The sequence below is a fragment of the Streptomyces sp. NPDC107471 genome, from assembly GCF_055582845.1.
In genome coordinates this window covers 76,731-102,429 of record NZ_JBVJPC010000003.1, presented here as the reverse complement: position 1 = coordinate 102,429, position 25,699 = coordinate 76,731, and the positions used below count along the sequence as shown (strand labels likewise).

Here is a 25,699-nt window from a genome sequence, read left to right as displayed (position 1 = left end):
AAAGCGCTTTCCAAAAACAGACGCTACTTAAGGTACGCGAGCCCCGGATGGACCGAGGTGTAGCCCTCGACCAGCTTGCGGGCGACATTGACGGAGTCGACCAGCGGGTGCAGCGCGAAGGCCTTCACCGCGGTGGTGCGCGAGGCGGACTCGGCTGCGGCGAGGACCTCCCGCTCGACCGCCTTGACCGAGCAGACCAGGCCGGTGGCGTGGTCCGGGAGCGGGGCGACGGAGACGGGGTGGGCGCCGTTGGCGTCGACGAGGCAGGGCACCTCGATGACGGCGTCCCGGTCGAGCACGGAGAGCGTGTCCTGGTTGCGGACGTTGAGGATCAGGGTGGTGCGTTCGTCGCGCGCGATGGCCCGCATCAGGGCGAGGGCGACCTTCTCGTAGCCGCCGGAGAGGTCGTCGGCGTCGCGCTCGCCGGCGCCGGCCGTCTCCCGGTTCTCGGACATGTAGGTGGCCTCGCGCTCGGCGCGGGTGCGGTCCCAGACGTCCAGCGCCTTCACGCCGGGGGCGCCCACCTCGTCGTAGAACCGCGCCTGCTGGTCGGCGAGGAAGGCGCCGCGGGTCTTCTCGGCCTGCTGGTAGGCGCGGACGGCCTCGCGGTTGAAGTAGTAGTAGTGCAGGTACTCGTTGGGGATCGCGCCCAGCGAGCGGAGCCAGTCGACGCCGAAGAGCTTGCCCTCCTCGAAGGAGCCGAGCAGGTCGGGGTCGGCGAGCAGTCGCGGGAGCTCGTCCCGGCCGGCGATCTTCAGGCCGCGGACCCAGCCGAGGTGGTTGAGGCCGACGTAGTCGATCCAGGCCTCGTTCGGGTTCGCGCCCAGCACGCGGGCGATACGGCGGCCGAGGCCGACCGGGGAGTCGCAGATGCCGATGACGCGGTCGCCGAGGTGGCGGGACATGGCCTCGGTGACCAGGCCGGCCGGGTTGGTGAAGTTGATGACCCAGGCGTCGGGGGCGAGCCGGGCGACCCGGCGGGCGATGTCGACGGCCACCGGGACCGTGCGCAGGCCGTAGGCGATGCCGCCCGCGCCGACCGTCTCCTGGCCGAGGACGCCCTCGGCCAGGGCCACCCGCTCGTCGGCGGCCCGTCCCTCCAGGCCGCCGACGCGGATCGCCGAGAAGACGAAGTCGGCGCCGCGCAGGGCCTCGTCGAGGTCGGTCGTCGCGGTCACCGTGGGCGCGTCGGGCACACCGGCCGCCTGTTCCGCGAGGACCCGGCCGACGGCGGAGAGCCGGCCGGCGTCCAGGTCGTGCAGGACGACCTCGGTCACCCGGCCCTCGGCGCGGTCCGTCAGCAGCGCGCCGTACACGAGCGGGACCCGGAAGCCGCCGCCGCCGAGAATCGTCAGCTTCACCGGTGTCCTCCAGAGGTGCTCCGGCGGGCGGGCCGGGGATGGGTCGAGCCGTCGCCGTGCGCGTCGCGGGAAGCGGTCGCGCACGGCCTCCTTGCACTTGTCACACTGATCACACGAGCCGTTCTTGTCGTACGGGGACGGGAGCGGGGCTTCACACCGGTCCCTTTCCTGCCAGGACCACCTCGACGCCCGCCTCCTCCAGGGAGGACCGGGTCGCCGCGTCGACCGGCGCGTTCGTCACCACCACGTCCAGGGCCTCGGGACCGCAGACCTTCGCCATGCCCGTGCCCGGGAACTTGGCCGTGTCGGCGAGCAGGACGACCTTGTCGCTCGCCTGGATCATCGCCCGCTTGACCGGTACCTCGACGACCGTCGTGTCCATCACCTGCCCGCCCGGACGCACTCCACTGGTGCCGAGGAAGAGCCAGTCCGCGTGGAGCTGGCGCAGGTTGTCCTCGGTGAGGAAGCCGACCAGGGAGCGGTACTCGCGGCGGACCATGCCGCCGAGGAGCACCAGCTCGATGCCCTCGTCGTCGGCGAGCTCCTCGTAGACCACGAGGTTGCTGGTGATCACGGTGAGGCGGCGGCCGTGGAGCTGCCGGGCCAGCCGGTAGGCGGTGGTGCCGATGTCGAGCAGTACGGACTGGTTGTCCTGGACCAGGGCCGCGGCGCGGGCGGCTATGGCGTCCTTCTCGGCCACCCGGACCTCGGCGACCTCGGCGAAGGGCTGATCGCCCTCCTCGGCGCGCGCGCCGCCGTGCACCCGGGTGAGCAGCCCGTCCTCCTCCAGCTTGACGAGGTCGCGCCGGATGGTGGCGGGGCTCACACCGAGTTGCTCGGAGAGGTCGGTCACAGCCGCGGGGCCGCCCGAGCGCAGGGCCCGCAGGATGAGTTGGTGTCGTCGTTCAGCCAGCACGCCGTGAACACTACTCGTCATCTTCAATCATTTCTATGCTCAGTTCTGCTTGGGTATTGACCAATGTCGTCGAGCGGCGCACGATTCCCGTCATCGAAATTGACGAGTTTTGACGAGAGGCGCGCACGTGGACGACGACCGGCCCGAGGTGCTGCTGACCGGGCTGCTCTTCTACGACCTCGTCCTGACGGGTCTGGGAAAGCCGCCGACGCCGGGCGAGGAGATCTGGACGGCCGGCATGGGCTGCGGGCCCGGCGGCATCGCCAACCTGGCGGTGGCCGCCTCCCGCCTCGGCCTGCGCACCTCGCTGGCCACGGTCTTCGGCGACGACTTCTACGGCGCGTACTGCCAGGAGGTCCTCGCGGGCCAGGAAGGCGTCGACCTCTCGCTCTCCCGGGTCGCGGACGGCTGGCACACCCCCGTCACCGTCGCCCTCGCCTACGGCACCGACCGCGCCCTGGTCACCCACGGCCAGGAGCCGCCGTACTCCCAGGACGCGCTGATGGGCGACCCGCCCGAGGCGCGCACGGCCCTCGTCCACCTGGAGGCCGAACCGCGCGCCTGGCTCGCCAAGGCCGCCGCCGACGGCACGCAGATCTACGCGGACGTCGGCTGGGACCCCACCCAGCGGTGGTCCACCGACCTGCTCGACCAGCTCGCCCTGTGCCACGCGTTCCTGCCCAACGAGGGGGAGGCGATGGCCTACACCCGCACCGACAGCGCGGTCGCGGCCCTCGGCACGCTCGCCGAGCTGGTGCCGGTGGCCGTGGTCACCCGGGGCGGGGCCGGCGCGGTCGCCGTCGACCAGCTCACCGGCGAGTACGCGGACGTCCCGGCGCTGCCGGTCGACGTCGTCGACGCCACGGGCGCCGGTGACGTGTTCGGCGCCGCGTTCGTCGCCGCCTCCCTGGGCGGCTGGCCGCTGGAGGAACGGCTGCGGTTCGCCGTCCTCGCCGCGGGTCTGTCCGTACGGCGGCACGGCGGGGCCCTGGCCGCCCCGGGCTGGTACGGAGTGGACCGGTGGTGGCGCTCGCAGACGGACCCCGAGCTGCGGCGCGCGTACGGCTTCCTGGCCGAGCGCCTGCCCGCGGACGTCGGCCCCCCGCCACCTGCCGCGCCGGTCACACCCCCGGCCTGGCCGGCCGCCGCGCACTCCCCCGTCGCCCCACCCGGCACCGCACGGCGGAACTGATCCGCAAGCCCCCCACAAGCTCTTCGCATGCACGTCCCGAAAAGATCCGAAAGGCGGTGGGAGCTGTGCGGCTCTCACGAAGAGGTCTGCTCCGCGCGGGCCTGGGCGGTACAGCCGCCGCGGCACTCGGCGGCCTGGCCACCGGCTGTGCCGTCCCGACCGGTTCCACCGGCCGGAACATGGTCCTGTGGTACTGGAGCGGTGGTCTCAGCGACACCGTCGTCAAGAAGGCCGAGGCCCGCTACGGCAGTTCGGTGGACCTCCAGGCCATCCAGATCGGCGGCCAGTACCGCTCCAAGCTCATCACCACCATCACCGGCCGGGCCCACATCCCCGACATCGCGGGGCTCAAGGGCGAGGACATGGCCGCCTACCTGCCGAACGCGGACCAGTTCGTCGACCTCAGGTCGCTGGGCGCGGAGAAGTACAAGGACCAGTACCTGTCCTGGAAGTGGGACCAGGGCATCGCCGACGACGGCACGATGGTCGGCTTCCCCATCGACTGCGGCCCGGTCGCGCACTACTACCAGTACGACGTGTTCCGGAAGGCGGGGCTGCCCTACGAGCCCGACGACGTGACCGCCGGGCTCGACACCTGGGAGAAGTTCTTCGACGCGGGCGTGCAGTTGGGCAAACGGGTGTCGGGGGCCAGGCTGCTCACCGACGTCAACTCGGTCTTCGAGAACGTCGTGCAGCAGGGCGCCGAGCGGTACGTCGACAAGGACCGCCACTTCATCGGCGACCGGGAACACGTGCGCCGCGCCTGGGCGCTGGCCGTGGAGGCCAAGCAGCGGGGCATCGTCTCGGACCTGGTCAGCGGTACCCCCGACCAGCTCTCCGCCATCCAGGACGGCACACTGCCGAGCCAGCTCAACGCCTCCTGGGCCGCCTTCGACATCAAGAACGGCGTGCCGCGGACCAAGGGCAGGTGGCGGGTGGCGCAGATGCCCGTGAGCCCCGCCAACAACGGCGGTTCGTTCCTGTCGATCACCAGGGAGTGCCGGGAGCCCGAGCGCGCCTTCGAGATCATCACCTGGCTCCTCAACGCGTCCAACCAGGCGCAGGGTTACGTCGACGCGGGCCTGTTCCCCTCCACGCCCGCCTCCTACGGACTCGAGCAGATGCAGGAGCCCGACCCCTTCTTCGGCGGCCAGGTCACCACCGACGTCTTCGGACCCGCCGCGCAGAAGATCGTGGTCGCCTACAACAGCCCGTTCGACATCGCGCTCGGGCAGCCCCTCAAGGACGAGATCAAGAACGTCGGCGTCCTCGGCAAGGACCCGAAGAAGGCCTGGAGTGACGCCATGAGCAAGTGCCGTCGCATCGCGAAGCACCTGGGGGTGAGCTACTGATGGCCGTTCTGGAGCAGACCCCGCCCGTGGTGGCGCCGCCCTCACCGACCCGGCCCAGGAAGGGCCTGCGCAAGTACTGGCACCTGTACGCCGCGATCTCGCCCTTCTACCTGATCTTCCTCGCCTTCGGCCTCTTCCCCGTCGGCTTCTCGCTCTACCTGTCCTTCCACCGCTGGGACGGCCTCGGCTCCATGGAATGGGCCGGGCTCTCGCAGTACCAGTACCTGCTGAGCGACAGCGACTTCTGGAACTCGATCGGCAACACGATCGTCATCTGGGCGCTGGCCACCTTCCCCATGATCCTCCTGGCGATGGTCACGGCCGTGATGCTCAACTCCGCGGTCCGGTTCAAGGGCCTGTACCGCGTCGCGTACTTCCTGCCGAACGTCACCTCGGTCGTCGCGATCGCCATCGTCTTCGGCTCGATCTTCTCCACCAACGCCGGCATGGTGAACGCCGTCCTGCACGCGGTGGGCATCGACCAGGTGGCCTGGCTCAACACGCCCTGGGGCATCAAGGTCACCATCGCGGCCCTGATGACCTGGCAGTGGACCGGCTACAACGCCATCATCTTCCTCGCCGGGCTCCAGACCATCCCCGGCGAGCTCTACGAGGCCTCGCGGGTGGACGGCGCCGGCCCGGTCCAGACCTTCTTCCGGATCACGTTCCCGCTGCTGCGGCCGACCCTGCTGTTCGTGCTCGTCGTCTCCACGGTCACCGGCCTGCAGAGCTTCTCCGAACCGCAGGTGCTGCTCCAGACCTCCTCCAACGACTCGACGTTCGCGGGCGGTCCGGGCCACTCGGGCCAGACGATGGTCCTCTACTTCTTCCAGCAGACCTTCGACAACAACGACTTCGGGTACGGCGCCGCGGTGGCCTGGGGCATCTTCCTCGTCGTCGTCCTCTTCTCGATCATCAACTGGCGCCTCGTGCAGCGCCGGGGCGACTAGGAAGGGCCCGTCATGGCTTCCATCAAGGGGTCCCGCCGCAGAGGGATCGCGCTGCACCTCCCGCTGGTCCTCGGCACGATCGTCTCAGCCTTCCCGTTCTACTGGGCCGTGATCATGTCGACGCACAGCTCGTCGGAGATCTTCGCCTACCCGCCCAAGCTGCTGCCGGGCACGCACTTCCTGGAGAACGTCCGCAACCTGTTCGACGCCGTCGACTTCTTCGGGTCGATGTGGAACTCGCTGCTGGTCGCGGTGTCGGTGACCTTCCTGGTCCTGCTCTTCGACTCGCTCGCGGCCTTCGTCTTCGCCAAGTTCGAATTCCCCGGCAAGAACGTGCTGTTCGGGCTGCTCATGGTCATCTTCATGGTGCCCGCGCAGTTGTCGGTCATCCCGCAGTTCGTGATCATGGCGAAGATCGGCTGGATCGGCTCGATGACCGCGCTGATCGTGCCGGCCGCGGCCAACGCCTTCGGCATCTTCTGGATGCGCCAGTACATGAGGACGGCCATCCACGACGAACTGCTCGACGCCTCCAAGCTGGACGGCGCGAACTTCCTGCGCCAGTACTGGCACGTGGCCCTCCCGGTGGTCCGGCCCGGCCTCGCCTTCCTCGGCATCTTCACCTTCATGGGCCAGTGGAACGACTTCGCCTGGCCCCTCATCGCCCTCACCAACCCCGACAACGTGACCCTCCAGGTCGCGCTGTCCCAGCTCAACGGCACCCACGGCACCACCGACTACGGCATCGTGATGACCGGCGCCCTGCTCGCCCTCGTCCCGCTGCTCATCGTGTTCGCGATCGGCGCCAAGCAGATCATCGGCGACCTCGCGAAGGGAGCCGTGCGCGGATGACGGACGATCCTCTGATCGCCCTGCGCCCCTGGGAGGCACCCGAGGTGACCTCCTGGGGGCGGCTGCCCATAAACGCCGTCGACCGGCGCTCCGGAGCACTCCCCCTGGACGGCGACTGGCGTTTCCGGTTGCTGCCCACTCCGGACGCGCCGGTCGGCGGCTCCTGGTCGACGGCCCACGTCCCCGGCGCCTGGACGATGCAGGACACCGGCGACCTGCCGCGGTACCTCAACGTCCGCATGCCGTTCCCCGAGTTCCCGCCGCACTCCCCCGCCGCGAACCCCACGGGCGTGTACGAGCGGGAGGTGGACGTCCCCGCCGAATGGGCCGGACGCCGGATCGTGCTCCAGGTCGGGGCCGCCGAGAGCGTGCTCCTCGTCCATGTGGACGGGCGGCCCGTCGGCGTCTCCAAGGACTCCCACCTGGCGGCCGAGTTCGACCTGACGGCACGGGTGCGCGCCGGCGCGCGCTGCGTCGTACGGCTGACCGTGGTCAAGTGGTCGGACGCCTCGCACCTCGAGGACCAGGACCAGTGGTGGCACGGCGGGATCACCCGCTCGGTGCTGCTGTACGCGACGGACCCGCTGCATCTGTCCGACGTGACCGTGCGGGCTTCCCGCGACGGCTCGTTGCGGATCGACTGCCGGGTGCGGGACGCCGGCGGGGCGCTGCCCGCGGGGTGGTACGTCAGCGGGGAGCTGGACGGACGGGAGCTGGCGCAGGACGCGGAGTTCGACCGGTTCAACCGGGAGGACGAGCGGGTCTCCGACTTCCTCGGCGAGGCGCGGCTGCGGACCGTCGTCGAGGACGTCCGCACCTGGACCGCCGAGACACCCGAGCTGTACGCGCTGACCGTCCGGCTGCACCGCGCCGACGGCACGGTCGCCGACACCGCACGGCAGCGGATCGGCTTCCGGGACGTCGAGATCATGGGCCGGGACCTGCTGGTCAACGGCGAGCGGGTGTTCGTCCGGGGCGTCAACCGGCACGACTTCCACCCGCTGACCGGGCGGACGGTGTCGTACGACGACATGCGCGCGGACCTGGTCACGCTGAAGCGGTTCGGGTTCAACGCGGTCCGCACCGCGCACTACCCGAACGACCCGGCGCTGTACGACCTCGCCGACGAGCTCGGTCTCTACGTCGTCGACGAGGCGGACATCGAGTCGCACGACCACGCCCACGAGATCGCCGACGACCCGCGCTACCTCAACGCCTTCGTGGACCGGGTCTCGCGGATGGTGCTGCGGGACAAGAACCACCCGTCGATCATCGTCTGGTCGCTGGGCAACGAGTCCGACTACGGCGCGAACCACGACGCGGCCGCCGGCTGGGTGCGCCGGCACGACCCGACACGGCCGGTCCAGTACGAGGGCGCCGCCAAGCTGGACTGGGCGGCCGCCGGCGACGCCACCGACATCGCCTGCCCCATGTACGCCTCGCTGGAGGAGTGCGTGGAGCACGCCCTGTCCGGGCGGCAGACCAAGCCGCTGATCTGGTGCGAGTACTCGCACGCCATGGGCAACAGCAACGGCACGCTCGCGGACCATTGGGCGGCCATCGAGTCAACGCCGGGTCTTCAGGGCGGGTTCATCTGGGAGTTCCGGGACCACGGCATCCTCCAGCGTGTGAACGACGGCAGACCGGTCGGACGTGGGGGCGTCGGCCTCCACGGCAACGGTGTCGCCGCGCCCGGGCACCGCTGGGCGTACGGCGGCGACTTCGGCGAGGACGACCACGACGGCGCCTTCGTCGCCGACGGCGTGGTCCTGCCCGACCGCACGCCCAAGCCGGTGATGTACGAGCACCGGGAGATCGCGGCGCCGGTGCGCATCGAGTGCTTCCGGCACGAGGGGATCGTGCTCGGCAACTACCAGCACTTCCGGGGCCTCGACTGGCTGGCCGCCGAGTGGGAGCTCTCCCTCGCCGACGGCCGCACCCTGACCGCACCGGCCGAACTGCCCGACCTGCGGCCCGGCCAGACGGCCGCGGTACCGCTGCCCTTCGAGCTGCCCGACGACGGCGGCGAGGCGTGGCTGACGCTGCGGGTGACGACCGCGCGGGACGAGCCGTGGGCGCCGCGCGGGACGGTGGTGTGCCTGCCTCAGGTGCGCCTGCGGAAGGCGGAGCCCCGGACACCGAGGCCGGTGCGGAATCGTTCCGTCAAGGTCGACGACGACGGGCTGCTGGTCCACCCGCTGCTCACCGCAGCCCCCACGCTCTCCCTGTGGCGGGCGCCCACCGACAACGACGAACTGGGCGGAACGGCCTCGCGCTGGCGTGGCTGGGGCCTGGACACCCTGGTGCGCAAGGTCGCGCACATCCGGCAGACCACGGGACGGGTCACCGTCCGCGCCGAGTACGTCTCCGACGCCGGTGTCGTGCGTCATGTGCAGGTCCTCACCGCGGTCGAGGGCGGGGTGCACGTCGAGGAGTCGGCCGAGCTGCCGGACGCCCTCGCCGACGTGGCGCGGGTCGGCTCCGTGTTCGAGACGGTCGCCGGGCTCGACCTGATGGAGTGGTTCGGACAGGGCCCCTGGGAGTCGTACCCGGACCGCGCCTTCGGGGCGCCCGTCGGCCATCACTCGGTGCCCGTGGACGAGCTGTTCACCCCCTATCTGCGCCCCCAGGAGAGCGGCGGACGGCACGGGGTACGGCAGTTCGGGCTCCGCGCGCCCGATGCCACCGGCCTCTCGGTCGTCCTGGACGAACCGCGCCAGGTCGGCGTGACCCGCTACCGGGCGGCGGACCTCAGCGCCGTGGCCCACCACGACGAGCTGGTCCCGAGGGCGGGCTGCGTGGTGCACATCGACGCCGCCCACCGCGGCCTCGGCACCGCCTCGTGCGGCCCCGACACCTTCGCCTCCTACCTCGTCACGCCGGGCGTCCACCGCTGGAGCTGGACACTGCGCACGCTCTGACCCCTCACCGACCCCCCGTCATGTCCTGGAGCACACGTGTGTACTTCGCATGAGCACGACCACGGCCAGGAGGCCGCTCAGGCCGGTGCCGGCCGGCGCGGTTTCCTGCGGGCCACGGCCCTGCTGGGTGCCGCGGCCACGGCGGGCGTCGCCCTGCCCGCCGCCGCGGCCGGGCCCGCCTCCGCGGCCTCGCCCACGTGGCGCCCCGACACGGAGAGCCGGCGCTTCACGCTCGCCGTGATGCCCGACACGCAGTACCTCTTCGACGGGCCCAGCATCGACAGCGCGCCGGTCGAGGCCTCGCTGCGGTACCTGCTGGAGCAGGGCGGGGAGGAGAACATCGTCTTCCTGTCCCACCTCGGCGACCTCACGCAGAACGGCGCCGCGGCCGAGTTCGCCGCGATCGGCGAGGCGTTCGCGCTGCTCGACCGGCGCGGGGTCGGCTACAGCGTCCTGGCGGGCAACCACGACGTGCGGTCGTCCAGCACCGACCAGCGCGGTGCGACGCCGTACCTGGACGTGTTCGGGCCCGACCGTTTCGCACGGCACAGGACCTTCGGCGGTGCCTCGCCCGACGGGTACAACACCTACCACCTCTTCCGGGCGGCGGGTCGCGAGTGGATGGTGCTCGCGCTGGACTGGCGGCTGTCGGACCAGGGGTACGCCTGGGCGCGGAGCGTCCTGGCCGCCCACCCGAGGACGCCGGTGATCCTCACCACGCACGAGCTGGTCGTCGGGGACGACAGCCTGTCGGCGTACGGGCAGCAGGTGTGGGACCGGCTCGTCGAGGACCACGACCAGATCTTCCTCACCCTCAACGGGCACTACTGGCCCGCCGCCCGGGCGACCCGGGCCAACGCGGCGGGCCACGAGGTCCACCTGCACCTGACGAACTACCAGAACCGGTACTTCGGCGGCGCCGCCATGATCCGCCTGTACCGCTTCGACCTCGACCGCGGTGTGATCGACGTGGAGACTCTCTCCCCGTGGATCCTCGGCCGGGCCGCCGAGGGGCTCAACGAACTGGAACGGCAGGAGATCGAGCTGAGCGGCGACGCCGACCGGTTCTCGGTGCCCGTCGACTTCGCCTCCCGCTTCGCCGGCTTCGACCCGGCGCCCGCGCGGCCGGCGCGACCGGTGTCGAGGATGCTGGTCCGCGGGACGGCCGCGTACTGGCGCTTCGAGTCGCCCGTCTCCGGCACGGTCCGCGACCTCTCCGGCCGCGGCAACGACCTCACCGTGGTGTCGGTGGGCGGCGGCTCGCTGGGCTGGTCCGCCGACCACCACCCGGACCAGCCCGGCTACGGCAGCCTGGAGTTCCAGGGCCACAAGTCGCCGCTCAGGGGCGCGTATCTGCGCACGGTCGACGGCGCTCCCCTCAACTCGGCGACCTTCGAGGGCGGTTACACCATCGAGGCGTTCTACCGCCTCCCCGCGGACTGGGACCCGGCTCACCACGCCTGGTCGGGCCTGGTGAGCCGGACCGGTACCGGCGGTGCCGCCGGAAAGACGGCCGACGACCCCGACGAGCCGCTCGCCACGCTCTCGCTGTCGAACGACCGTGAGCCGCAGTGGGCGATGCGCCCGCTCAACCAGGAGGGCATCGCCACCAACTGGGGCCAGGAGACCCCGCTGGAGACCTGGTGGCACCTGGCCCTCGTCAACGACGGCAGGCACTCCACGCTGTACGTCCAGGGCTGTCCGGTGGTCCGCAACCCGAGGGCGCCCGCCGTCGGCATCACCTCGGTCGGACTGCCGTGGCTGCTGGGCGGTTACGAGTACGGCGGCCGGATCGACCAGATCTTCCACGGCCGGCTCGGTGACGTCCGGATCGTCGGACGGGCGCTGCCCGTGACCTCCTTCATGACGCACTGACCCGACTCACCGACTGGGACCACCATGACCGAGCAGCAGGTGCCCTCCTGGGCCGACCCCCGCGTCCGGCCCTCCGACCTCGACGCCCAGGGGGTGTCGCGGCGCCGACTCCTGCGGCGGGCGGGCCTGTTCGGGGCCGCGTTCGCCCTGGGATCGGCTGCCACCCCAGCCCTCGCCGCTCCCGGGAGGCGGGGCCTCGGCGGTGAGGACCCGCGCCTCGCCTATCTGGTGGGCGACCACCACGTGCACTCGGTGTACAGCCACGACGCCAAGTACACCTTCTCCCAGCAGGCGAGGGCCGCCGCGCGGTACGGCCTCGACTGGATGGTCTTCAACGAGCACTCCAACTTCGGACACGCCTCCCACGGGGCGCGACTGGAGCACGCGGAGATCGTCAGGGCCCGGGCGGAGAACCCGCGCCAGCTCATCTTCCAGGGCCTGGAGTGGTACATCCCGGCCGCCGAGCACGGCACGGTGTTCGCGGCTCCCGGGCCCCACGAGACCGACCTGCTCACACGGTTCGAGCTCGCCTACGACGGCAAGCTCCTGAACTACACCGAGGGGTCCGCCGGCGCCGCCGACACCGCGCGCAACGAGGCCCACGCCGTCAAGGCGATCAAGTGGCTGGCGGAGCAGCGGCGTTCGGGCTACGTGGACGACGTCCTCGTGATCGCCAACCACCCGCTGCGGCTCGGCATCGACTCCCCGCACGAGATGCGGGCCTGGCGGGACGCAGCCCCCGAGATCATGATCGGCATGGAGGGCGCGCCGGGCGCCCAGGGCGCGGCGATCCCCGGCCTGCGCGGGGCCACGTCGATCCGCGGCGAGTACGAGAACAAGCCGTCGGCGCAGTCCTGGGCGGGGTATCCGGCCGAGGCGTACGTGACGTACGGCGGCTTCGACTGGGCGACGGCGACCGTCGGCGGGCTGTGGGACTCGATGCTGGCCGAGGGCGGCCTGTTCTCGATCACCACGAACTCCGACAACCACCGCACGGTCTTCGACACCTGGAGGAACGGCGACTGGCCGGCCGGGCAGAACTTCGACAACACCGGCAGGCTGCCCGACCCGGTGAACACCGACACCCCGCAGCCCGGCAGCGACTTCTGGCCCGGCGAGTTCAGCCGCACCCACGTCGGCGTGACCCGCTACGGCTACCGCTCAGTGATGGCGGGGCTGCGCGCGGGCCGGGTCTGGGTGGACCACGGGCACCTGCTCGACGGTCTCGACGTCCGGGTGAAGCGGGACTGCGACTCCGGACGCGGTGTCACGCTGGGCGGCCGGCTGCGGGTCCGCAAGGGCGAGCGCATCACGCTGTACGTGACTATCACATGTGCGTCCCGCCCCAACCCCCACGGAGTCCTGCCGGAGTTGGCGCACGTGGACGTGATCCGGGGCGCGGTGCGCGGCCCGGCGGCCGACCGGGACGGCTGGCAGGCCCCCGACACCAAGGTCGTACAGTCGACGGACGTGTCCGGCCGCAACGGCACGTACACCCTGCGCATCCCGCTGACCGCCGGGGACGAGTCCTTCTACGTCCGCCTCCGCGGCAGCGACGGCAAACGGCACGGGGCGGGGTATCTCGGCGCCGCCGTCGACCCGCACGGCCCGATTCCGCACGCACCGGGCGACGGTGACCCGTGGGAGGACACCTGGTTCTACTCGAACCCGGTCTTCGTTGACATTGCCGGTTCCTGACGGTTGGTCACCCGGCCGTTCACTTTGCGTAGGCGCCGACAGAACACGTGCCGTGCGCGAAACGTGTCCGGACCGCTACTCAGAGTTGGATAATGCGTCCACGGCGCCTCTGCGCCAAGCCGACACCGCCGTTTTCGTCGGCCGCCAGCGACCAATAGGAGGGGCCGAGCGCGCCCGCCGCAAATTCGCGTCCGACACCCTCCACGGAAGGGGGTGGCCGTATCGCGCAATGGGTTCAGGGATTCCTCCATCTCGCACCGATACATATCGCAACAGCCCCTCACGACATCCTGGAGTGGGGAAATTCAGAGGCCGAAAGTTCGGTTCGGGCTTCAGCGAATATGCCACATAGATTTATGCAGGGAGCCACACATACTGCATACACCGAACACGCGAACGAGCCCAACCTCCGACAAGACCCTCCCGCGCCGGCCCGCCCAGAATGGGCCTCAAGTGATCACCATTCACCACTGATGCACCTAAACACACGATGAACCGCGCAGGACGCGGAACATAGACACGCCAACGCGACAAAGGGGTCATTGCGCCCTCGGAACGATCACGCCGGGCGCGGACGCCCTCGCCGCCCAAGTCGGCTGTGCAAAGCCCTCCCCGTGGGGACTGCGGGGCAGGGAGTTGGCGCCCAGGTGACCTTTACCAGGCAGGTGGTGTTTACTGGGTATCGGTCTGAACCTCGACGGGTCCAGGCCCTTTCCGGGAGGCTCCGGGGGTGGTTCCCCGGAGCCTCCTCTTTTTTCCTCGCGGTTACCGGCGGGCACTTCGCCACTCACCTGCGGTAAAAATTCGCAACAGACCGCATAAATTACCAGAGGCCCCTTGCAGATAAACCCGCATTCTTCCACCCTTCCGATCGACCTGTGATGGACGTCACACGACCGAGGCAGCGGGTGCGGGAACTCCCTCTGGCGAGGGAGAGATTTACTCCGCTGTCCTCCTCGACAGGAAACTTTGCTCTCCGTCATCGGTGACTGGCGATTTCCTGGGGCAGAGGGGTAACTTGTCAAAACGTCTTCGCCTCGCAGCCCGGCTAACCACCGGGCCGACAACGCGAGGGAGAGGACCTGGACCCGTCGCCCGGGTGGGCCGCAGCCAGCGGCGCACCCGGATCCCATCCTCGCTCGCGAGAAGGACCTCAGACCGATGAACACCGCCATCGCCGATGGCTTCGGCATATCCTCCGCTCACCCTCGTGACACAGCGTCACATCTGACGCTGCGTGACAACCACGACGCGGCCGTACGGCGGCACGACCTCCTGCCCATGAGCGCGTCCCGCGCGACCGGGGCCCGGTAATGGTCCCGAAGGTCGACGCCTTCCGAACCGCCGACGTCCTCAAGGGTCGCCAGGCCATGCGGCCCGGCAGCTTCCTCGCCCATCTCCCCGAAGGGGCCTGGCCGTTGCTGGTCAGCTCCTGGGGCGCGGACAGCCGTGTCCACCAGCGCGACGACGAACTGCCCCTCGGGCGGGACGACCAGCACGTGCACATCGTGCTGGGCGGCTGCGTCCGACAGGAGCGCCACCCCTTCGGCCCCGGCAAACGCGCACCCAGGATCACGCGCTTCCGGGGCGTCGGCCAACTGCTCGGCGAGACCAAACTCATCGAGCCGGAGGCCACGGTCAGGACGACCTGTCTCACCACGACCTGGGTCATGCCATGCCCTCTGCAGGGCATGAACCTTCTCCTGCGGCGGCGCCCGCACATCCAACTGGCCCTGCTGCGCAGCCTGGAGGACCGAAACCGCACCGACGAGATGATCTACGGCACCCTCACGCGCACGCCTCTGCAACGGGTCAGTGCGCTGCTCGTCCATCTCGCCGCGGTCGCCGGGACCGCCGACCCGGCCGAGCCGGGCCAGGTCACGATCCAGGGCCCCAGCCAGAAGGACATGGCGGACGCCCTCCTGCTGGGCGTCTCGACCGTGGAGAACACGCTCCGTCTGCTGCGCACCCCCGGCACCGCCAGCGATCTGCCCCCCGGCGGTGTACTGCGCAGCGGATACCGCCAGTTCGTCGTGACGGACCTGCCCGCGCTCCGCCGCGCGGCCGGGCTCGCGTAGACCGCGCCACCCCTCCCCGCCCCGCGCCACCGCTCCCGCTCCCGTCCCCGCCTCCGAACGTGTCCGCGCTCTTCGTCAGGGGCGTACGCGCGCGTTCTCATGAACGGATCACACCCATGATGTCCAGCACCATCGTCCTGGCCGCCGGAGCGGAAACGGGCTCCGCCCTGGTGGGCGCCGGCTGCGGCGTGGCCGCGACCTTGCTCGCCGTTCTCACCCTCCGTCACCATCGTCGGGCACTCGCCTGGATCAAGCACGTGCGCAGGTCCGACGAGGACGGACAGGACCTCGACGACGCCACGAACTACCTGAGGAGGCTCGTCGAGAAGCTGTGCGAACACGCCCACAAGCCGTGCCAAGCGGCGCACTTCGAACCGCTGCACGGCCTGCGCCACCTCCTGGAGGACACCGCACAGGGTACGGAAGCCGTCCGCCCTGAACTCCAGGTCGTCGTGGAGCGCCTCGACCGTTATCTGGCCACGGTGCTTCCGCCGGTACCGGCACCGGGTGAGATCACGGCCGCCGACCTGCACGCGCGTCTGGAGGCCGCGATGCAACAGGAATACGCCCGCATCGATCTCAAGAACGCGGTCGGCGTCGCGCAGCAGCGGATCCGCACGCTGCGCAGGGCCACCTGATCAGGCGTAGAACCGCGACAAGCTCTGCAGCACCGCCGCCGGCTTCGCGCTGCCCTCGATCTCGATCGCGCCGTCGACGGTGATCTGGACGCCGCCCGGTACGTCCTCGACCTCGGTCAGCTTGCCCACCAGGCGGATGCGGGAGCCGACCTTCACCGGGGAGGGGAAACGGACCTTGTTCAGGCCGTAGTTGACCTTCGTCGTCACGCCCTGGACGTCCAGGAGTTCGGTGAACAGGGGGATGAACAGGGAGAGGGTGAGGTAGCCGTGGGCGATGGGGCCGCCGAACGGGCCGTCCTTGGCGCGCTCGGGGTCCACGTGGATCCACTGGTGGTCACCGGTCGCGTCGGCGAAGGTGTCGATGCGCTCCTGGGTGACCTCGATCCACTCGCTGGTGCCGAGGTCGCCGCCGGCGAGCTTCTTCAGTTCGTCGAGGCCGTTCACGGTGAGGCTCATGGGGTTCCTTAGCTGTTGCCGTAGCGCTTGCGCACCCGGGACTTGAGGAGCTTTCCGGAGGCGGTGCGCGGGAGTTCGTCCGCGATCACCACCGACTTGGGGATCTTGTACTTGGCGAGCCGGCCGGCCAGGGAGGCCAGGATCTCGTCGGGGTCGGGCGTGGCACCCTCGCGCGGGACGACGACCGCCCGCGGCACCTCGCCCCACTTGTCGTCCGGGACGCCGATGACCGCGCACTCGGCGATGTCCGGGTGGGCGAGGAGGAGGTCCTCGATCTCCGCGGGGTAGATGTTCTCGCCCCCGGAGATGATCATGTCCTTGATGCGGTCGACGATGAAGACGTACCCGTCCTCGTCGACCCGGGCCGCGTCCCCGCTGCGGAACCAGCCGTCCGCGAAGGAGGCGGCCGTCTCCTCGGGCAGCCCCCAGTAGCCGGGCATGACGTGCGGGCCCCGCAGCACGACCTCGCCGGTCTCGCCGACGTCGACGGGCGCCAGGTCCGGCCGTACCACCCGGACGTCGCTGAAGAAGTGCGGCACACCCGCGGAGCCCGCCTTGCTGACGGCGTGCTCGGCGTCCAGGAAGAGGGTCCCGGGAGAGGCCTCGGTCATGCCGTAGCCCTGGAGGAAGGTGAGGCCGCGCGCCTGGTAGGCGGCGATGAGAGGGCTCGGCACCGGGGAGCCGCCGCAGGTGAGGATGCGCAGGGAGGACAGGTCGGCGTCCGGCCAGCGCGGGTGCCTCGCGATCTGCTCGAACATCGTCGGCACCCCGAACATGAAGGTGATCCGGTGCTGTGCGACCAGGTCGAAGGTGGCGTCGGGGTCGAAGGCCTCGACCAGGACGCAGGTGCCGCCCTTGAGCAGCACCGGCAGGGTCAGCATGTTCAGGCCCGCCGTGTGGAACAACGGGGCGGAGACCAGGGCGCGTTCGTCGGCGATCAGGTCGGTGTCGACGAGGACGTTGAGCGCGTTCCAGGTCAGGTTGCCGTGGGTGAGCATCGCGCCCTTGGGCCGCCCTGTCGTGCCCGAGGTGTACATGATGATGCAGGTGTCGTCGGGGGTCACCGGCTCGTCGATGGGCTCGGCCGGCGACTCGGCGAGCAACCGCTCGTACTCGGCGCCGACTTCGACGTACGTACGGACGTCGGTGTCGCCCGGCAGTCCGGCGACGAGCCCCGCGTGCGAGGGGCCGTAGACCAGCGCCCTGGCCCCGGAGTCGGAGAGCTGGTAGGCGATCTCCGGCCCGGCGAGGCGGGTGTTGAGGGGGACGAAGACCGCGCCGAGGGTGCCGGCCGCGAACAGCGTCTCCAGGTAGGCGGGGTGGTTGGGGCCGAGGTGGGCGACCCGGTCGCCGCGCCGGATGCCCCGGGCGCGCAGGGCGTGCGCGAGGCGGGTGACACGGGCGTGCAGTTCGGCGTACGGGAGTGTCGTGTCGCCGTGGATCAGGGCGGTGCGGTGCGGGGTCTTGCGAGCCCGGCGTGCGGGCCACGAACCCAGTCCCTCGTTGCGCATGGACGGCCCCTTACGGCTTGGCCAGCCCGAGCAGACGGGCGGCGTTCTCCTTGAGGATCCTCGGCCTGACCTCGTCCTTGATCGACAGCTTGGCGAAGTCGGCGAGCCAGCGGTCGGGGGTGAGGACGGGGAAGTCGGAGCCGAAGAGGACCTTGTCCTTGAGCAGCGTGTTCGCGTACTGCACGAGCTGCGGCGGGAAGTACTTCGGCGACCAGCCGGACAGGTCGATGTGCACGCCCGGCTTGTGCGTGGCGACGGCGAGGGCCTCGTCCTGCCAGGGGAAGGACGGGTGCGCCAGGATGATCTTCAGGTGCGGGAAGTCGGCGGCCACGTCGTCGACGTGGAGGGGGTTCGAGTACTTCAACCTGATTCCCCCACCACCCGGAACCCCGGCGCCGATGCCTGTCTGGCCGGTGTGGAAAAGGGCGATGGTGCCCGTCTCCTCGATCACCTCGTAGAGGTCGTACGCCACCGAGCGGTCGTTGGGGAAGAAGCCCTGGATGCTCGGGTGGAACTTGAAGCCCCTCACCCCGTACTCCTCGACCAGGCGGCGGGCCTGCTTCACGCCCGCCTTGCCGCGGAAGGGGTCGATGGACGCGAAGGGGATCAGCACGTCGGAGTTGGCAGCGGCCGCCTCGGCGACCTCCTCGTTGGGGACCGGGGTCGTACCGGTCGCGGACTCGGCGTCCACCGTGAAGATCACGGCGGCCATCCTCCGCTCGCGGTAGTAGGCAGCGGTCTCCTCCAGGGTCGGCTTCCGCTTGCCCTCCACCTTGAAGTAGGCGGAGGAGGCGTCGTGCAGGTCGTCGTCCAGCGAGGAGTGGCCCCGGGAGGACACCTCGGCGTGGGTGTGGACGTCGATGGCGACCAGCTCGTCGATGTCCATCAGGCCTCCGGAAGCTTCGGTGCCGGGATGCCGACGGTCTGGAGCTCGGCGCCGACCGAGGTGGGGAAGGCGTCGGCAAGCGTGTCCGGGGTCCAGCCGCCGTCCGCGTACGCCGTCCTGATCTCCTGCGGATGGGACCAGAGTGCCACCTTGTCGCCACCGATGCCGATGGCCTGGCCGGTGATGCCCCGGGCGGCCTCGGAGGCGAGGAAGGGGACGAGGGCCGCGCAGTCCTCGGGGGTGCCGAAGCCCTCGCCCTTGCGGAGGAAGTCCGGGAGCGGCTCGCCGTTCCGCAGGGCCTCGACGTACGGGGCGAAGGCGGGGATGGTCTCGGTCATCGCGGTGGCCGCGACGGGCACGATCGCGTTGACGGTGATGTTCGCGCGGCCCAGTTCCATGGACCAGGTGCGGGCGAAGGCGGCGATGCCGGCCTTGGCGGCGGCGTAGTTCGTCTGCCCGAAGTTGCCGCGCTGCCCGGCCGGGGAGCCGACCAGGATGAGGGTGCCGCCCTCGCCCTGCTCGCGCATCCGGACGGCGGCGGCGCGGGCGCAGGTGAAGGTGCCCTTGAGGTGAGTGGTGATCACCGCGTCGAAGTCGTCGTCGGTCATCTTCCACAGCACCTTGTCGCGCAGGATGCCGGCGTTGGTGACCAGGACGTCCAGCCGCCCGAACTCCGCCACGGCCCGGTCGACCAGGCGCTCGGCGGCCTCGGTGGTGCCGACCGGGACGACCTCGGCGACGGCGGTGCCGCCCGCCTGGGCGATGGACTTCACGGCCTGCTCGGCGACCGCCTCGTCGACGTCGTTGACGACCACGCGGGCGCCGTGGGCGGCCAGGGCGTGCGCGTAGGCGAGGCCGAGGCCCCGGCCGCTGCCGGTGACGACGGCGACCTTGCCGGTGAGATCGATGCTGGGCACGAGGAGGTCCCTTCACGAACGGATGCGGGTGGCGCGGCTTCGGGAAGCGCGGTGCGACTGCGAGATCGAAGCTAAGAGCAATAATTGGTGACGTCAATAGTTGTTGGCGACCTTCGGGTGCGTCATGCTGGAATCTCCCTGACACCCCGAGCACGAGGAGCCCGCCATCACACGCCAGCACGCCACCCCGAAGCCCATCGACTCGGAGGAGCCGTGGATGCGCGGGCTGCACGCGGACACCGGCTATCTGCTGTACCGCCTGGGACTGCGCTCGGGTCAGTTGTTCAACACGTTCCTCCAGGAGTCGGGACTGCGGCTGCGGCACTACGCGGTGCTGCGCTACCTCGCCGGTTCCGAGGGCGCCCTCCAGCGGGAGCTCAGCACCCGGCTCGGCTACGACCCCAGCGCGATCGTCGGCCTGGTCGACGACCTGGAGAAGCTGGGCATGACCGAGCGCCGCCCCTCCCCCGACGACCGCCGCAGCAAGATCGTCGTGCTCACCGAGGACGGCCGGGCCTTCCTGCGCGGCACCGACGAGGCGGGCCGCCGGGTGACCAACGACCTCCTCGCGCCGCTCGACCCCGCCGAACGGGAAACCCTCCAGGCCCTCCTGCTGAGAGTCGCCGACCGGCCATGACCGCCCGCCCCGACTCCCGGCCCCGCTTGGGCCGGGGCGCCTCCACCGCCCCGGACCGGCTGCTGGCCGTGCTCGCCGCGTTCGACCACGCGCACCCGGCGCTGTCCCTGACCGACATCAGCCGGCGGGCCGGACTCACGCTGACGACCACGCACCGGCTGGTGGGCGCGCTGACCGACTGGGGCGCGCTGGAGCGCGACGACACCGGGGTCTACCACGTCGGACTCCGTCTCTGGGAGGTCGCCGCGCTCGCCCCGCGCGGGGTCGCGCTCAGGCAGCTCGCGCTGCCGTACCTGGAGGACCTGTACGAAGCCACCCACGAGAACGTGCAGTTGGCGGTGCGGGACGGCACGGACGTCGTCTACATCGAGTGGATCGCTGGCCGGGCGTCGGTCGGCGTGCACATCCGGGTCGGGGCGCGCTGGCCGCTGCACGCCACCGGGGTCGGCCTGGTGCTGCTGGCGCACTGCGAGCCGCGGGAGCAGGAGGAGTACTCCGCCGACCCGCTCGCCGTGTTCACGCCGTACACCATCGCCGAACCGGTGCGGCTGCGCCGGGTCCTGGCCGAGGTGCGGCGCACCGGCGTCGCGGTGAGCAGCCGTCAGGTCACCGACGACGCCCTGTCGGTGGCCGCCCCCGTGCGCGGGCCCGACGGGGCGGTGGTCGCGGCCGTGTCGGTCGTCGTGCCGCACGCCGACGCCCAGGTGCCGGCACTGGTCCCGGCGGTACGGCTCGCGGCGCTCGGGATCTCGCGGGCGCTCGGCTGGCAGCCGGCGGTGACACCCCCGACGGGCACCGGAAATCCCTCGCACCGGTGAGGTCACGGCCGCCCGGGCCTCGTGATACTGGAACGGCCCCGGCCCCGAGGAGCCGCTCATGCCCGCCGCCCGGTCCTGGTACGCCCCCGTCGTGACCCGCCTGCGGACGACGAACCCGTACGTCGTCGACAGCGCGCTCGCCGCGCTCGTGCTGTTCGCCGCGTCCCTGCAGTGGCTGTTCCCCGACGAGGGCGACGACCGGCTGACCCTGGTGGGCTGGCTGCTGGGCGCCGCCACCGCCGTCCCCCTGGTCTGGCGCCGCCGCGTCCCCTACTCCAGCGCCGTGGCCGTCTCGGCGGCCACCACGGCCATGGCCTACTACCACGCGCCACCGCCCGACGTCCTCTACGGCGGGCTGGTCGTCCTGTACACCCTGGCCGCCCAGGCGCTGCCCTGGCAGCGCCGCTCGATGCTGGCGGGCTGGCTGCTCGGGGCGGTGCTGACCATGCAGCACAAGGAGCACTCCGAGCCCTTCGAGTACGCCTTCCACATCACCGGCATGATCTGCGCCTACGGCCTCGGCGTGCTGGCCCGCGTCCAGCGCGCGTACACCGCCGCCGTCGAGGACCGGGCCCGCCGGCTGGAACGGGAGCGGGCCGCCGAGACGGCCCGGGCCATCGCCCAGGAACGCTCCCGCATCGCCCGGGACATGCACGACATCCTCGCGCACGCGGTGAGCCTCATGGTGGTCCAGGCGGAGGCCGGGCCGGTCGTGGTGCGCAGCGATCCGGCCCGCGCCGAGGCAGCGTTCGACGCGATCGCGGCCAGTGGCCGGGACGCCATGAACCAACTGCGGCGCATCCTCGGCGTGTTGAAGGAGGAGGAACGCCTCGGCGGGGCCGTGCGGCTGCCGCAGCCGGATCTCGCCGGACTGCCCGGCCTGGTCCGCCAGGTCGCCGAATCCACCGGACTGCGCATCGAGTTGAGCGTCCGCGGCCGGGCGCGGCCGCTGCCCCCGGACACCGAGGTCGCCGCCTACCGCGCGGTGCAGGAGGCCCTGACCAACACGGTGAAGCACGCGTACGCTTCCTGCGCACAGGTGGAACTCGACTGGGCGGAGGACGGGTTGACCCTCACGGTGACCGACGACGGCAGGGGCCCCGCGCGCCCGGCGGGCGGGCACGGGCTGATCGGCCTCAGGGAGCGGGCGGCCGCCTGCGGGGGCGGCGCGCAGGCCGGTCCCGGCCCCGACGGGGGCTTCCGGGTCGTCGTACGGCTGCCCGCGACCGCCGGCCGGGAAGCGGCCCTCGGGTGAGCATCCGGGTGGTCGTCGCCGACGACCAGGAACTGGTCCGCAGCGGCTTCACGATGATCCTGGAGGCGCAGCAGGACATCGAGGTGGTCGCCGAGGCCGGGGACGGCGCCGAGGCGGTCGACGCGGTGCGCCGGCACACGCCCGACGTGCTGCTCCTCGACATCCGGATGCCTGTCATGGACGGCCTGGAGGCGGCCCGGCGGGTGTGCGCCCAGTCGAGCTGCAAGGTGGTCATGCTGACCACGTTCGACCTCGACGAGTACGTGTACGACGCCCTGTACGCGGGCGCCAGCGGCTTCCTCCTCAAGGACGTGCGCCGGGACGACCTCGTGCACGCGGTCCGCGTGGTCGCGGGCGGCGACTCGCTGCTCGCGCCGACCGTCACCCGCCGCCTGGTCGCGGACATCGTGCGCCGCCGCCGCGAGGAGGCCGCCGCCGAACCCGCCCCCGACCGCCTGGACGTCCTGACCGCCCGCGAGGTGGAGACCCTGCGGATGCTGGCCCGGGGCCTGTCCAACGCGGAGATCGCCACGACCCTGTTCGTCAGCGAGCACACGGTCAAGACCCATGTCAGCAACGTGCTGGGCAAACTCGGGCTGCGGGACCGGGTGCAGGCGGTGATCTGCGCCTACGAGACGGGCCTGGTGACGCCGGGCGCCCCCTAGTCGCCGAGCTCGGTGAACAGGGTCAACTGCAGCGAACCCGGCGCCTCCAGGCGCGAGTTGAGGGAGTTCCAGGGCGTGCGGGTCGGCTCGGCGACCACCTCCGCCCCCGCCTGCGCCAGCCTCGCCGTCATGACGGTCGAGTCGTCCACCTCGAACGCCACCCGGATGTGCCCGGCGGCCCGGCGCCCCACCTCGACCTCGTCGATGAACGCGGCGTGGTGCGGATCGGTCAGCTCCAGCGTCGCGCGTCCGGCCTCCAGGATGGTGACCCGGCCGTCGGGCGAGGAGAACGCGGCTCGTTCCGGCAGCCCGAGGACGTCCCGGTAGAAGCGCAGCGCCTCGTCGTAGTCGTCCGCCGTGACGACGAGCCGGAGTTCACGGACGGCGGGTGGTACCTCGGACATGCGGCCTCCTCATTCGTGTCTGCTCGGTCAACTCCCCGACCGGTACCGGAGATTCCTCCCCCGCGGGAGTGAGGAACCGACCCGCCTCACCCGTACGGCGGAGGCGCCGAAACCGCCCGTCCCGGCGATCCGGTGGGCACGCCCGCGGCAGCAGTCTGAGTGTCACCGACCACCGACCGCTCCGACCCGCCGGGAGGCCCCCGTGCTCTCCACCCTCGCCCGGGCTGCGACCCGCCGCCCGCTGACCGTCATCGGCCTCTGGGCCGCCTTCCTGCTGCTGGGCTTCGGCCTCGGCACGGGCGTCTTCGCCGATCTCTCCGACGACGTGCCCGACGTGCCGGGCACCGAGTCCGACCGGGCCGACGACCGGCTCTCCGCCGTGGACCCGGCCGGCGAGTCCGTCACCGCGGTCGTCGCGGGCGAGGCCGTCGCCGACGCGGCCCTGCGCGCCCAGGTCGAGCGGATCGTCGCGGAGGTCCGCGAGATCGCCGGGGTGGCCCATGTGCCGGACCCGTACCGCACGCCCGGTCTCACCGCCCGCGACGGACAGGCGCTCGTGGTCCCCGTGACCTTCGAGGGCGGCCTGAGCGACGAGGCCGAGGAGGAGGCGACGGACGCGGTCGTCGAGACCGTCAAGCGGATCGACGCACCCGACGTCCACGTCAGCGGCGGCGAACTGTTCGGCCGGCAGCTCGGCGAACGCGCCCAGGAGGACGTCAGGAGCGCCGAGTTGATCTCCCTGCCGGTCGTGCTCGCCCTGCTGCTGGTCGTGTTCGGCGGACTGCGGGCCGCCATGCTGCCGCTGGTGATCGCCCTGAGCGGGATCGCGGGCGCCTTCCTGGGACTGTTCGCCTTCAGCCAGGTCACCGACATCTCGGTGTACGCGATCCAGGTCACCACCATGCTCGGCCTCGGACTCGCCGTCGACTACGCGCTGTTGCTGCTGGTGCGCTTCCGGGAGGAGCGGCGGCACACCGAGGACCTCGTCGAGGCCGTGCACCGCACGGTCGACGCGGCCGGCCGGACCGTCCTGTTCTCCGGTCTCACCGTGGCCGTCAGCCTGACCGGGCTGCTGGTCTTCCCGAGCGTGTTCCTGCGCAGCATGGGCCTGGCCGTCGCCGCCGTCGTGGTGGTCGACATGCTGGCCGCGGTCACGCTGCTGCCCGCGCTGCTCACGAGGTTCGGCGGGCGGATCCGCCCCTCGAAGGCGCGTTCCGAGGCCGAGGAGGGCCGCGTCTTCGCCCGCCTCGCCCGCTTCGCCCAGCGCCGCCGGATCGCCGTCCTGGTCACCGTCGTCCCGGTCCTGCTGGTCCTCGCCCTGCCCGTGACCGGCCTGCGGATCGCCATCGGCGACGCCCGGCAACTGCCCGCGAGCACCGAGGCACGGCAGTTGTACGACACGGTAGGCGCGCACTTCCCGAAGGGCACCGGCGTCTCCCCCGTGGTCGTCCTCCTCGGGCCCGGCACCGACACCGCGACGGCCGACCGTGTCCGCGCCCTGGTCCCGGACGCCGAGTCCCGCGACCTGCCGGGCGGCAGCACCGTCGTGGAACTGCGCCCGCCCGGCACGGTGGACGGCACGGCGGCCACCGACCTGGTCGAGCGGGTACGGGACATACGCGGCGACGAGCCCGTCGAGGTGACCGGGGTCGCGGCCCGGCTGGTCGACTTCCGCGCGATGCTCGCCGACCGGGCGCCCTGGGCGGCGCTGACCGTCCTGGCCGCCGTCTTCGTGCTGCTGTTCGCCTTCACCGGCTCGGTGCTGATCCCGCTGCGCACGATCGCGACCACGCTGCTGAGCCTGGGCGCGGCGCTCGGGGTGGTGGTGTGGGTCTTCCAGGACGGCCACGGGGCCGGGCTGCTCGGCGGCGAGGGGCTGGGCGCGCTGAGCCTGACCGCCCCGCCGCTGATCGTGTCGATCGCCTTCGGGCTCGCCATGGACTACGAGCTGTTCATCCTGGCCCGGATGCGGGAGGCCCGGCAGCGCGGCGGGGACGACCAGGTGGCCGTCGTGACCGGGCTGCGCCGGTCCGGGCGGGTCGTCACCTGTGCCGCGCTGCTCCTCGCGGTCGTCTTCGGCGCCTTCATGACCGGCGGGTTCTCGCCCATCCTGCAGATCGGTCTCGGGCTGACCCTGGCGGTGCTGATCGACGCGACGGTCGTACGGATGCTGCTGGTCCCGGCGACCATGGCGCTGCTCGGCCGGCGCGCCTGGTGGGCGCCGAGGCCGCTGCGCGCGGTCCACGACCGGTTCGGGCTGCGGGAGGCGGCCACGCCCGAGCGGCCCGTGACGACGAACGCCTGAGGCGGCGGACGG

At 71.4% G+C, this 25,699-nt stretch carries 21 protein-coding genes; 14 read left to right on the top strand and 7 right to left on the bottom strand.

The features are described from left to right. Positions 1 to 23 precede the first annotated feature (23 nt). Together ACZ66S_RS09940 and ACZ66S_RS09935 are read right to left on the bottom strand one after the other, a co-directional pair. Complete coding sequence (locus tag ACZ66S_RS09940; protein WP_469901005.1) at positions 24 to 1,361, bottom strand: 6-phospho-beta-glucosidase; 1,338 nt, start codon at positions 1,359 to 1,361, stop codon at positions 24 to 26. Positions 1,362 to 1,512: 151 nt separating this feature from the next. Next, positions 1,513 to 2,277 (bottom strand): DeoR/GlpR family DNA-binding transcription regulator, encoded by a 765-nt coding sequence (locus tag ACZ66S_RS09935; RefSeq protein ID WP_469901004.1) that lies wholly within the window; start codon positions 2,275 to 2,277, stop codon positions 1,513 to 1,515. 127 nt (positions 2,278 to 2,404) lie between these two features. Here ACZ66S_RS09935 and ACZ66S_RS09930 point away from each other — a divergent pair, with 127 nt between their 5' ends. The 9 genes from ACZ66S_RS09930 (at position 2,405) to ACZ66S_RS09890 (ending at position 15,833) form a co-directional block, all read left to right on the top strand. Continuing rightward, complete coding sequence (locus ACZ66S_RS09930; RefSeq protein ID WP_469901003.1) at positions 2,405 to 3,469, top strand: carbohydrate kinase family protein; 1,065 nt, start codon at positions 2,405 to 2,407, stop codon at positions 3,467 to 3,469. Positions 3,470 to 3,534: 65 nt separating this feature from the next. Beyond that, positions 3,535 to 4,821, top strand: a complete 1,287-nt coding sequence (locus ACZ66S_RS09925; protein WP_469901002.1) for an ABC transporter substrate-binding protein — start codon at positions 3,535 to 3,537, stop codon at positions 4,819 to 4,821. After that, on the top strand, positions 4,821 to 5,771 hold the full coding sequence (locus ACZ66S_RS09920) for a carbohydrate ABC transporter permease (protein ID WP_469901001.1): 951 nt from the start codon (positions 4,821 to 4,823) through the stop codon (positions 5,769 to 5,771). Before ACZ66S_RS09925 ends, ACZ66S_RS09920 begins: the two co-directional genes overlap by 1 nt. Positions 5,772 to 5,783: 12 nt before the next feature. Further along, positions 5,784 to 6,623 carry a carbohydrate ABC transporter permease gene (locus ACZ66S_RS09915; RefSeq protein WP_469901000.1) on the top strand — a complete coding sequence of 280 codons (840 nt, stop codon included), beginning with the start codon at positions 5,784 to 5,786 and terminating at the stop codon, positions 6,621 to 6,623. Continuing rightward, positions 6,620 to 9,544, top strand: a complete 2,925-nt coding sequence (locus ACZ66S_RS09910) for a glycoside hydrolase family 2 TIM barrel-domain containing protein (protein ID WP_469900999.1) — start codon at positions 6,620 to 6,622, stop codon at positions 9,542 to 9,544. Before ACZ66S_RS09915 ends, ACZ66S_RS09910 begins: the two co-directional genes overlap by 4 nt. A gap of 36 nt (positions 9,545 to 9,580) precedes the next feature. Then, positions 9,581 to 11,419: a LamG-like jellyroll fold domain-containing protein gene (locus tag ACZ66S_RS09905; protein WP_469900998.1), complete on the top strand. Its 1,839-nt coding sequence runs from the start codon at positions 9,581 to 9,583 to the stop codon at positions 11,417 to 11,419. A 24-nt stretch (positions 11,420 to 11,443) separates the two neighbouring features. Then, positions 11,444 to 13,117, top strand: a complete 1,674-nt coding sequence (locus tag ACZ66S_RS09900) for a histidinol-phosphatase (protein WP_469900997.1) — start codon at positions 11,444 to 11,446, stop codon at positions 13,115 to 13,117. A 1,313-nt stretch (positions 13,118 to 14,430) separates the two neighbouring features. Then, on the top strand, positions 14,431 to 15,195 hold the full coding sequence (locus tag ACZ66S_RS09895) for a cyclic nucleotide-binding domain-containing protein (RefSeq protein WP_469900996.1): 765 nt from the start codon (positions 14,431 to 14,433) through the stop codon (positions 15,193 to 15,195). A 116-nt stretch (positions 15,196 to 15,311) separates the two neighbouring features. Beyond that, positions 15,312 to 15,833 carry a hypothetical protein gene (locus ACZ66S_RS09890; RefSeq protein WP_469900995.1) on the top strand — a complete coding sequence of 174 codons (522 nt, stop codon included), beginning with the start codon at positions 15,312 to 15,314 and terminating at the stop codon, positions 15,831 to 15,833. On the opposite strand, the gene ACZ66S_RS09885 is transcribed toward ACZ66S_RS09890, so the two are convergent. The 4 genes from ACZ66S_RS09885 to ACZ66S_RS09870 are packed head-to-tail and all read right to left on the bottom strand — an operon-like array spanning position 15,834 to position 19,603. Continuing rightward, complete coding sequence (locus tag ACZ66S_RS09885) at positions 15,834 to 16,289, bottom strand: MaoC family dehydratase (protein WP_469900994.1); 456 nt, start codon at positions 16,287 to 16,289, stop codon at positions 15,834 to 15,836. Between the two features lie 8 nt (positions 16,290 to 16,297). Then, positions 16,298 to 17,800, bottom strand: coding sequence for an acyl-CoA synthetase (locus ACZ66S_RS09880; RefSeq protein ID WP_469900993.1), 1,503 nt, complete (start codon positions 17,798 to 17,800; stop codon positions 16,298 to 16,300). Positions 17,801 to 17,810: 10 nt separating this feature from the next. After that, positions 17,811 to 18,686 carry an amidohydrolase family protein gene (locus tag ACZ66S_RS09875; RefSeq protein ID WP_469900992.1) on the bottom strand — a complete coding sequence of 292 codons (876 nt, stop codon included), beginning with the start codon at positions 18,684 to 18,686 and terminating at the stop codon, positions 17,811 to 17,813. Beyond that, positions 18,686 to 19,603: an SDR family NAD(P)-dependent oxidoreductase gene (locus ACZ66S_RS09870; protein ID WP_469900991.1), complete on the bottom strand. Its 918-nt coding sequence runs from the start codon at positions 19,601 to 19,603 to the stop codon at positions 18,686 to 18,688. The genes ACZ66S_RS09875 and ACZ66S_RS09870 overlap by 1 nt, the downstream gene beginning before the upstream one ends. A gap of 217 nt (positions 19,604 to 19,820) precedes the next feature. On the opposite strand from ACZ66S_RS09870, the gene ACZ66S_RS09865 reads away from it, so the two are divergent. From ACZ66S_RS09865 to ACZ66S_RS09850, 4 genes are read left to right on the top strand one after another with little or no spacing between them, the layout of a single operon-like run. After that, positions 19,821 to 20,240, top strand: a complete 420-nt coding sequence (locus ACZ66S_RS09865; RefSeq protein ID WP_469900990.1) for a MarR family winged helix-turn-helix transcriptional regulator — start codon at positions 19,821 to 19,823, stop codon at positions 20,238 to 20,240. Beyond that, on the top strand, positions 20,237 to 21,058 hold the full coding sequence (locus ACZ66S_RS09860) for an IclR family transcriptional regulator (RefSeq protein ID WP_469900989.1): 822 nt from the start codon (positions 20,237 to 20,239) through the stop codon (positions 21,056 to 21,058). The genes ACZ66S_RS09865 and ACZ66S_RS09860 overlap by 4 nt, the downstream gene beginning before the upstream one ends. 58 nt (positions 21,059 to 21,116) lie before the next feature. Next, positions 21,117 to 22,313, top strand: coding sequence for a sensor histidine kinase (locus tag ACZ66S_RS09855; RefSeq protein WP_469900988.1), 1,197 nt, complete (start codon positions 21,117 to 21,119; stop codon positions 22,311 to 22,313). Beyond that, positions 22,310 to 22,978: a response regulator transcription factor gene (locus tag ACZ66S_RS09850; protein ID WP_469900987.1), complete on the top strand. Its 669-nt coding sequence runs from the start codon at positions 22,310 to 22,312 to the stop codon at positions 22,976 to 22,978. The genes ACZ66S_RS09855 and ACZ66S_RS09850 overlap by 4 nt, the downstream gene beginning before the upstream one ends. On the opposite strand, the gene ACZ66S_RS09845 is transcribed toward ACZ66S_RS09850, so the two are convergent. Continuing rightward, positions 22,975 to 23,382, bottom strand: a complete 408-nt coding sequence (locus tag ACZ66S_RS09845) for a VOC family protein (RefSeq protein WP_469900986.1) — start codon at positions 23,380 to 23,382, stop codon at positions 22,975 to 22,977. The two genes, ACZ66S_RS09850 and ACZ66S_RS09845, sit on opposite strands and share 4 nt — an antisense overlap. A gap of 202 nt (positions 23,383 to 23,584) precedes the next feature. Here ACZ66S_RS09845 and ACZ66S_RS09840 point away from each other — a divergent pair, with 202 nt between their 5' ends. Beyond that, complete coding sequence (locus ACZ66S_RS09840; RefSeq protein WP_469900985.1) at positions 23,585 to 25,687, top strand: MMPL family transporter; 2,103 nt, start codon at positions 23,585 to 23,587, stop codon at positions 25,685 to 25,687. Positions 25,688 to 25,699: the final 12 nt, after the last annotated feature.

Coding starts and splice junctions, on each gene's coding strand:
- ACZ66S_RS09920 (WP_469901001.1), top strand. CDS start 4,821: ATGGCCGTTCTGGAGCAGACCCCGCCCGTGGTGGCGCCGCCCTCACCG.
- ACZ66S_RS09915 (WP_469901000.1), top strand. CDS start 5,784: ATGGCTTCCATCAAGGGGTCCCGCCGCAGAGGGATCGCGCTGCACCTC.
- ACZ66S_RS09910 (WP_469900999.1), top strand. CDS start 6,620: ATGACGGACGATCCTCTGATCGCCCTGCGCCCCTGGGAGGCACCCGAG.
- ACZ66S_RS09900 (WP_469900997.1), top strand. CDS start 11,444: ATGACCGAGCAGCAGGTGCCCTCCTGGGCCGACCCCCGCGTCCGGCCC.
- ACZ66S_RS09895 (WP_469900996.1), top strand. CDS start 14,431: ATGGTCCCGAAGGTCGACGCCTTCCGAACCGCCGACGTCCTCAAGGGT.
- ACZ66S_RS09890 (WP_469900995.1), top strand. CDS start 15,312: ATGATGTCCAGCACCATCGTCCTGGCCGCCGGAGCGGAAACGGGCTCC.
- ACZ66S_RS09885 (WP_469900994.1), bottom strand. CDS start 16,289: ATGAGCCTCACCGTGAACGGCCTCGACGAACTGAAGAAGCTCGCCGGC.
- ACZ66S_RS09880 (WP_469900993.1), bottom strand. CDS start 17,800: ATGCGCAACGAGGGACTGGGTTCGTGGCCCGCACGCCGGGCTCGCAAG.
- ACZ66S_RS09875 (WP_469900992.1), bottom strand. CDS start 18,686: ATGGACATCGACGAGCTGGTCGCCATCGACGTCCACACCCACGCCGAG.
- ACZ66S_RS09865 (WP_469900990.1), top strand. CDS start 19,821: ATGCGCGGGCTGCACGCGGACACCGGCTATCTGCTGTACCGCCTGGGA.
- ACZ66S_RS09860 (WP_469900989.1), top strand. CDS start 20,237: ATGACCGCCCGCCCCGACTCCCGGCCCCGCTTGGGCCGGGGCGCCTCC.
- ACZ66S_RS09855 (WP_469900988.1), top strand. CDS start 21,117: ATGCCCGCCGCCCGGTCCTGGTACGCCCCCGTCGTGACCCGCCTGCGG.
- ACZ66S_RS09845 (WP_469900986.1), bottom strand. CDS start 23,382: ATGTCCGAGGTACCACCCGCCGTCCGTGAACTCCGGCTCGTCGTCACG.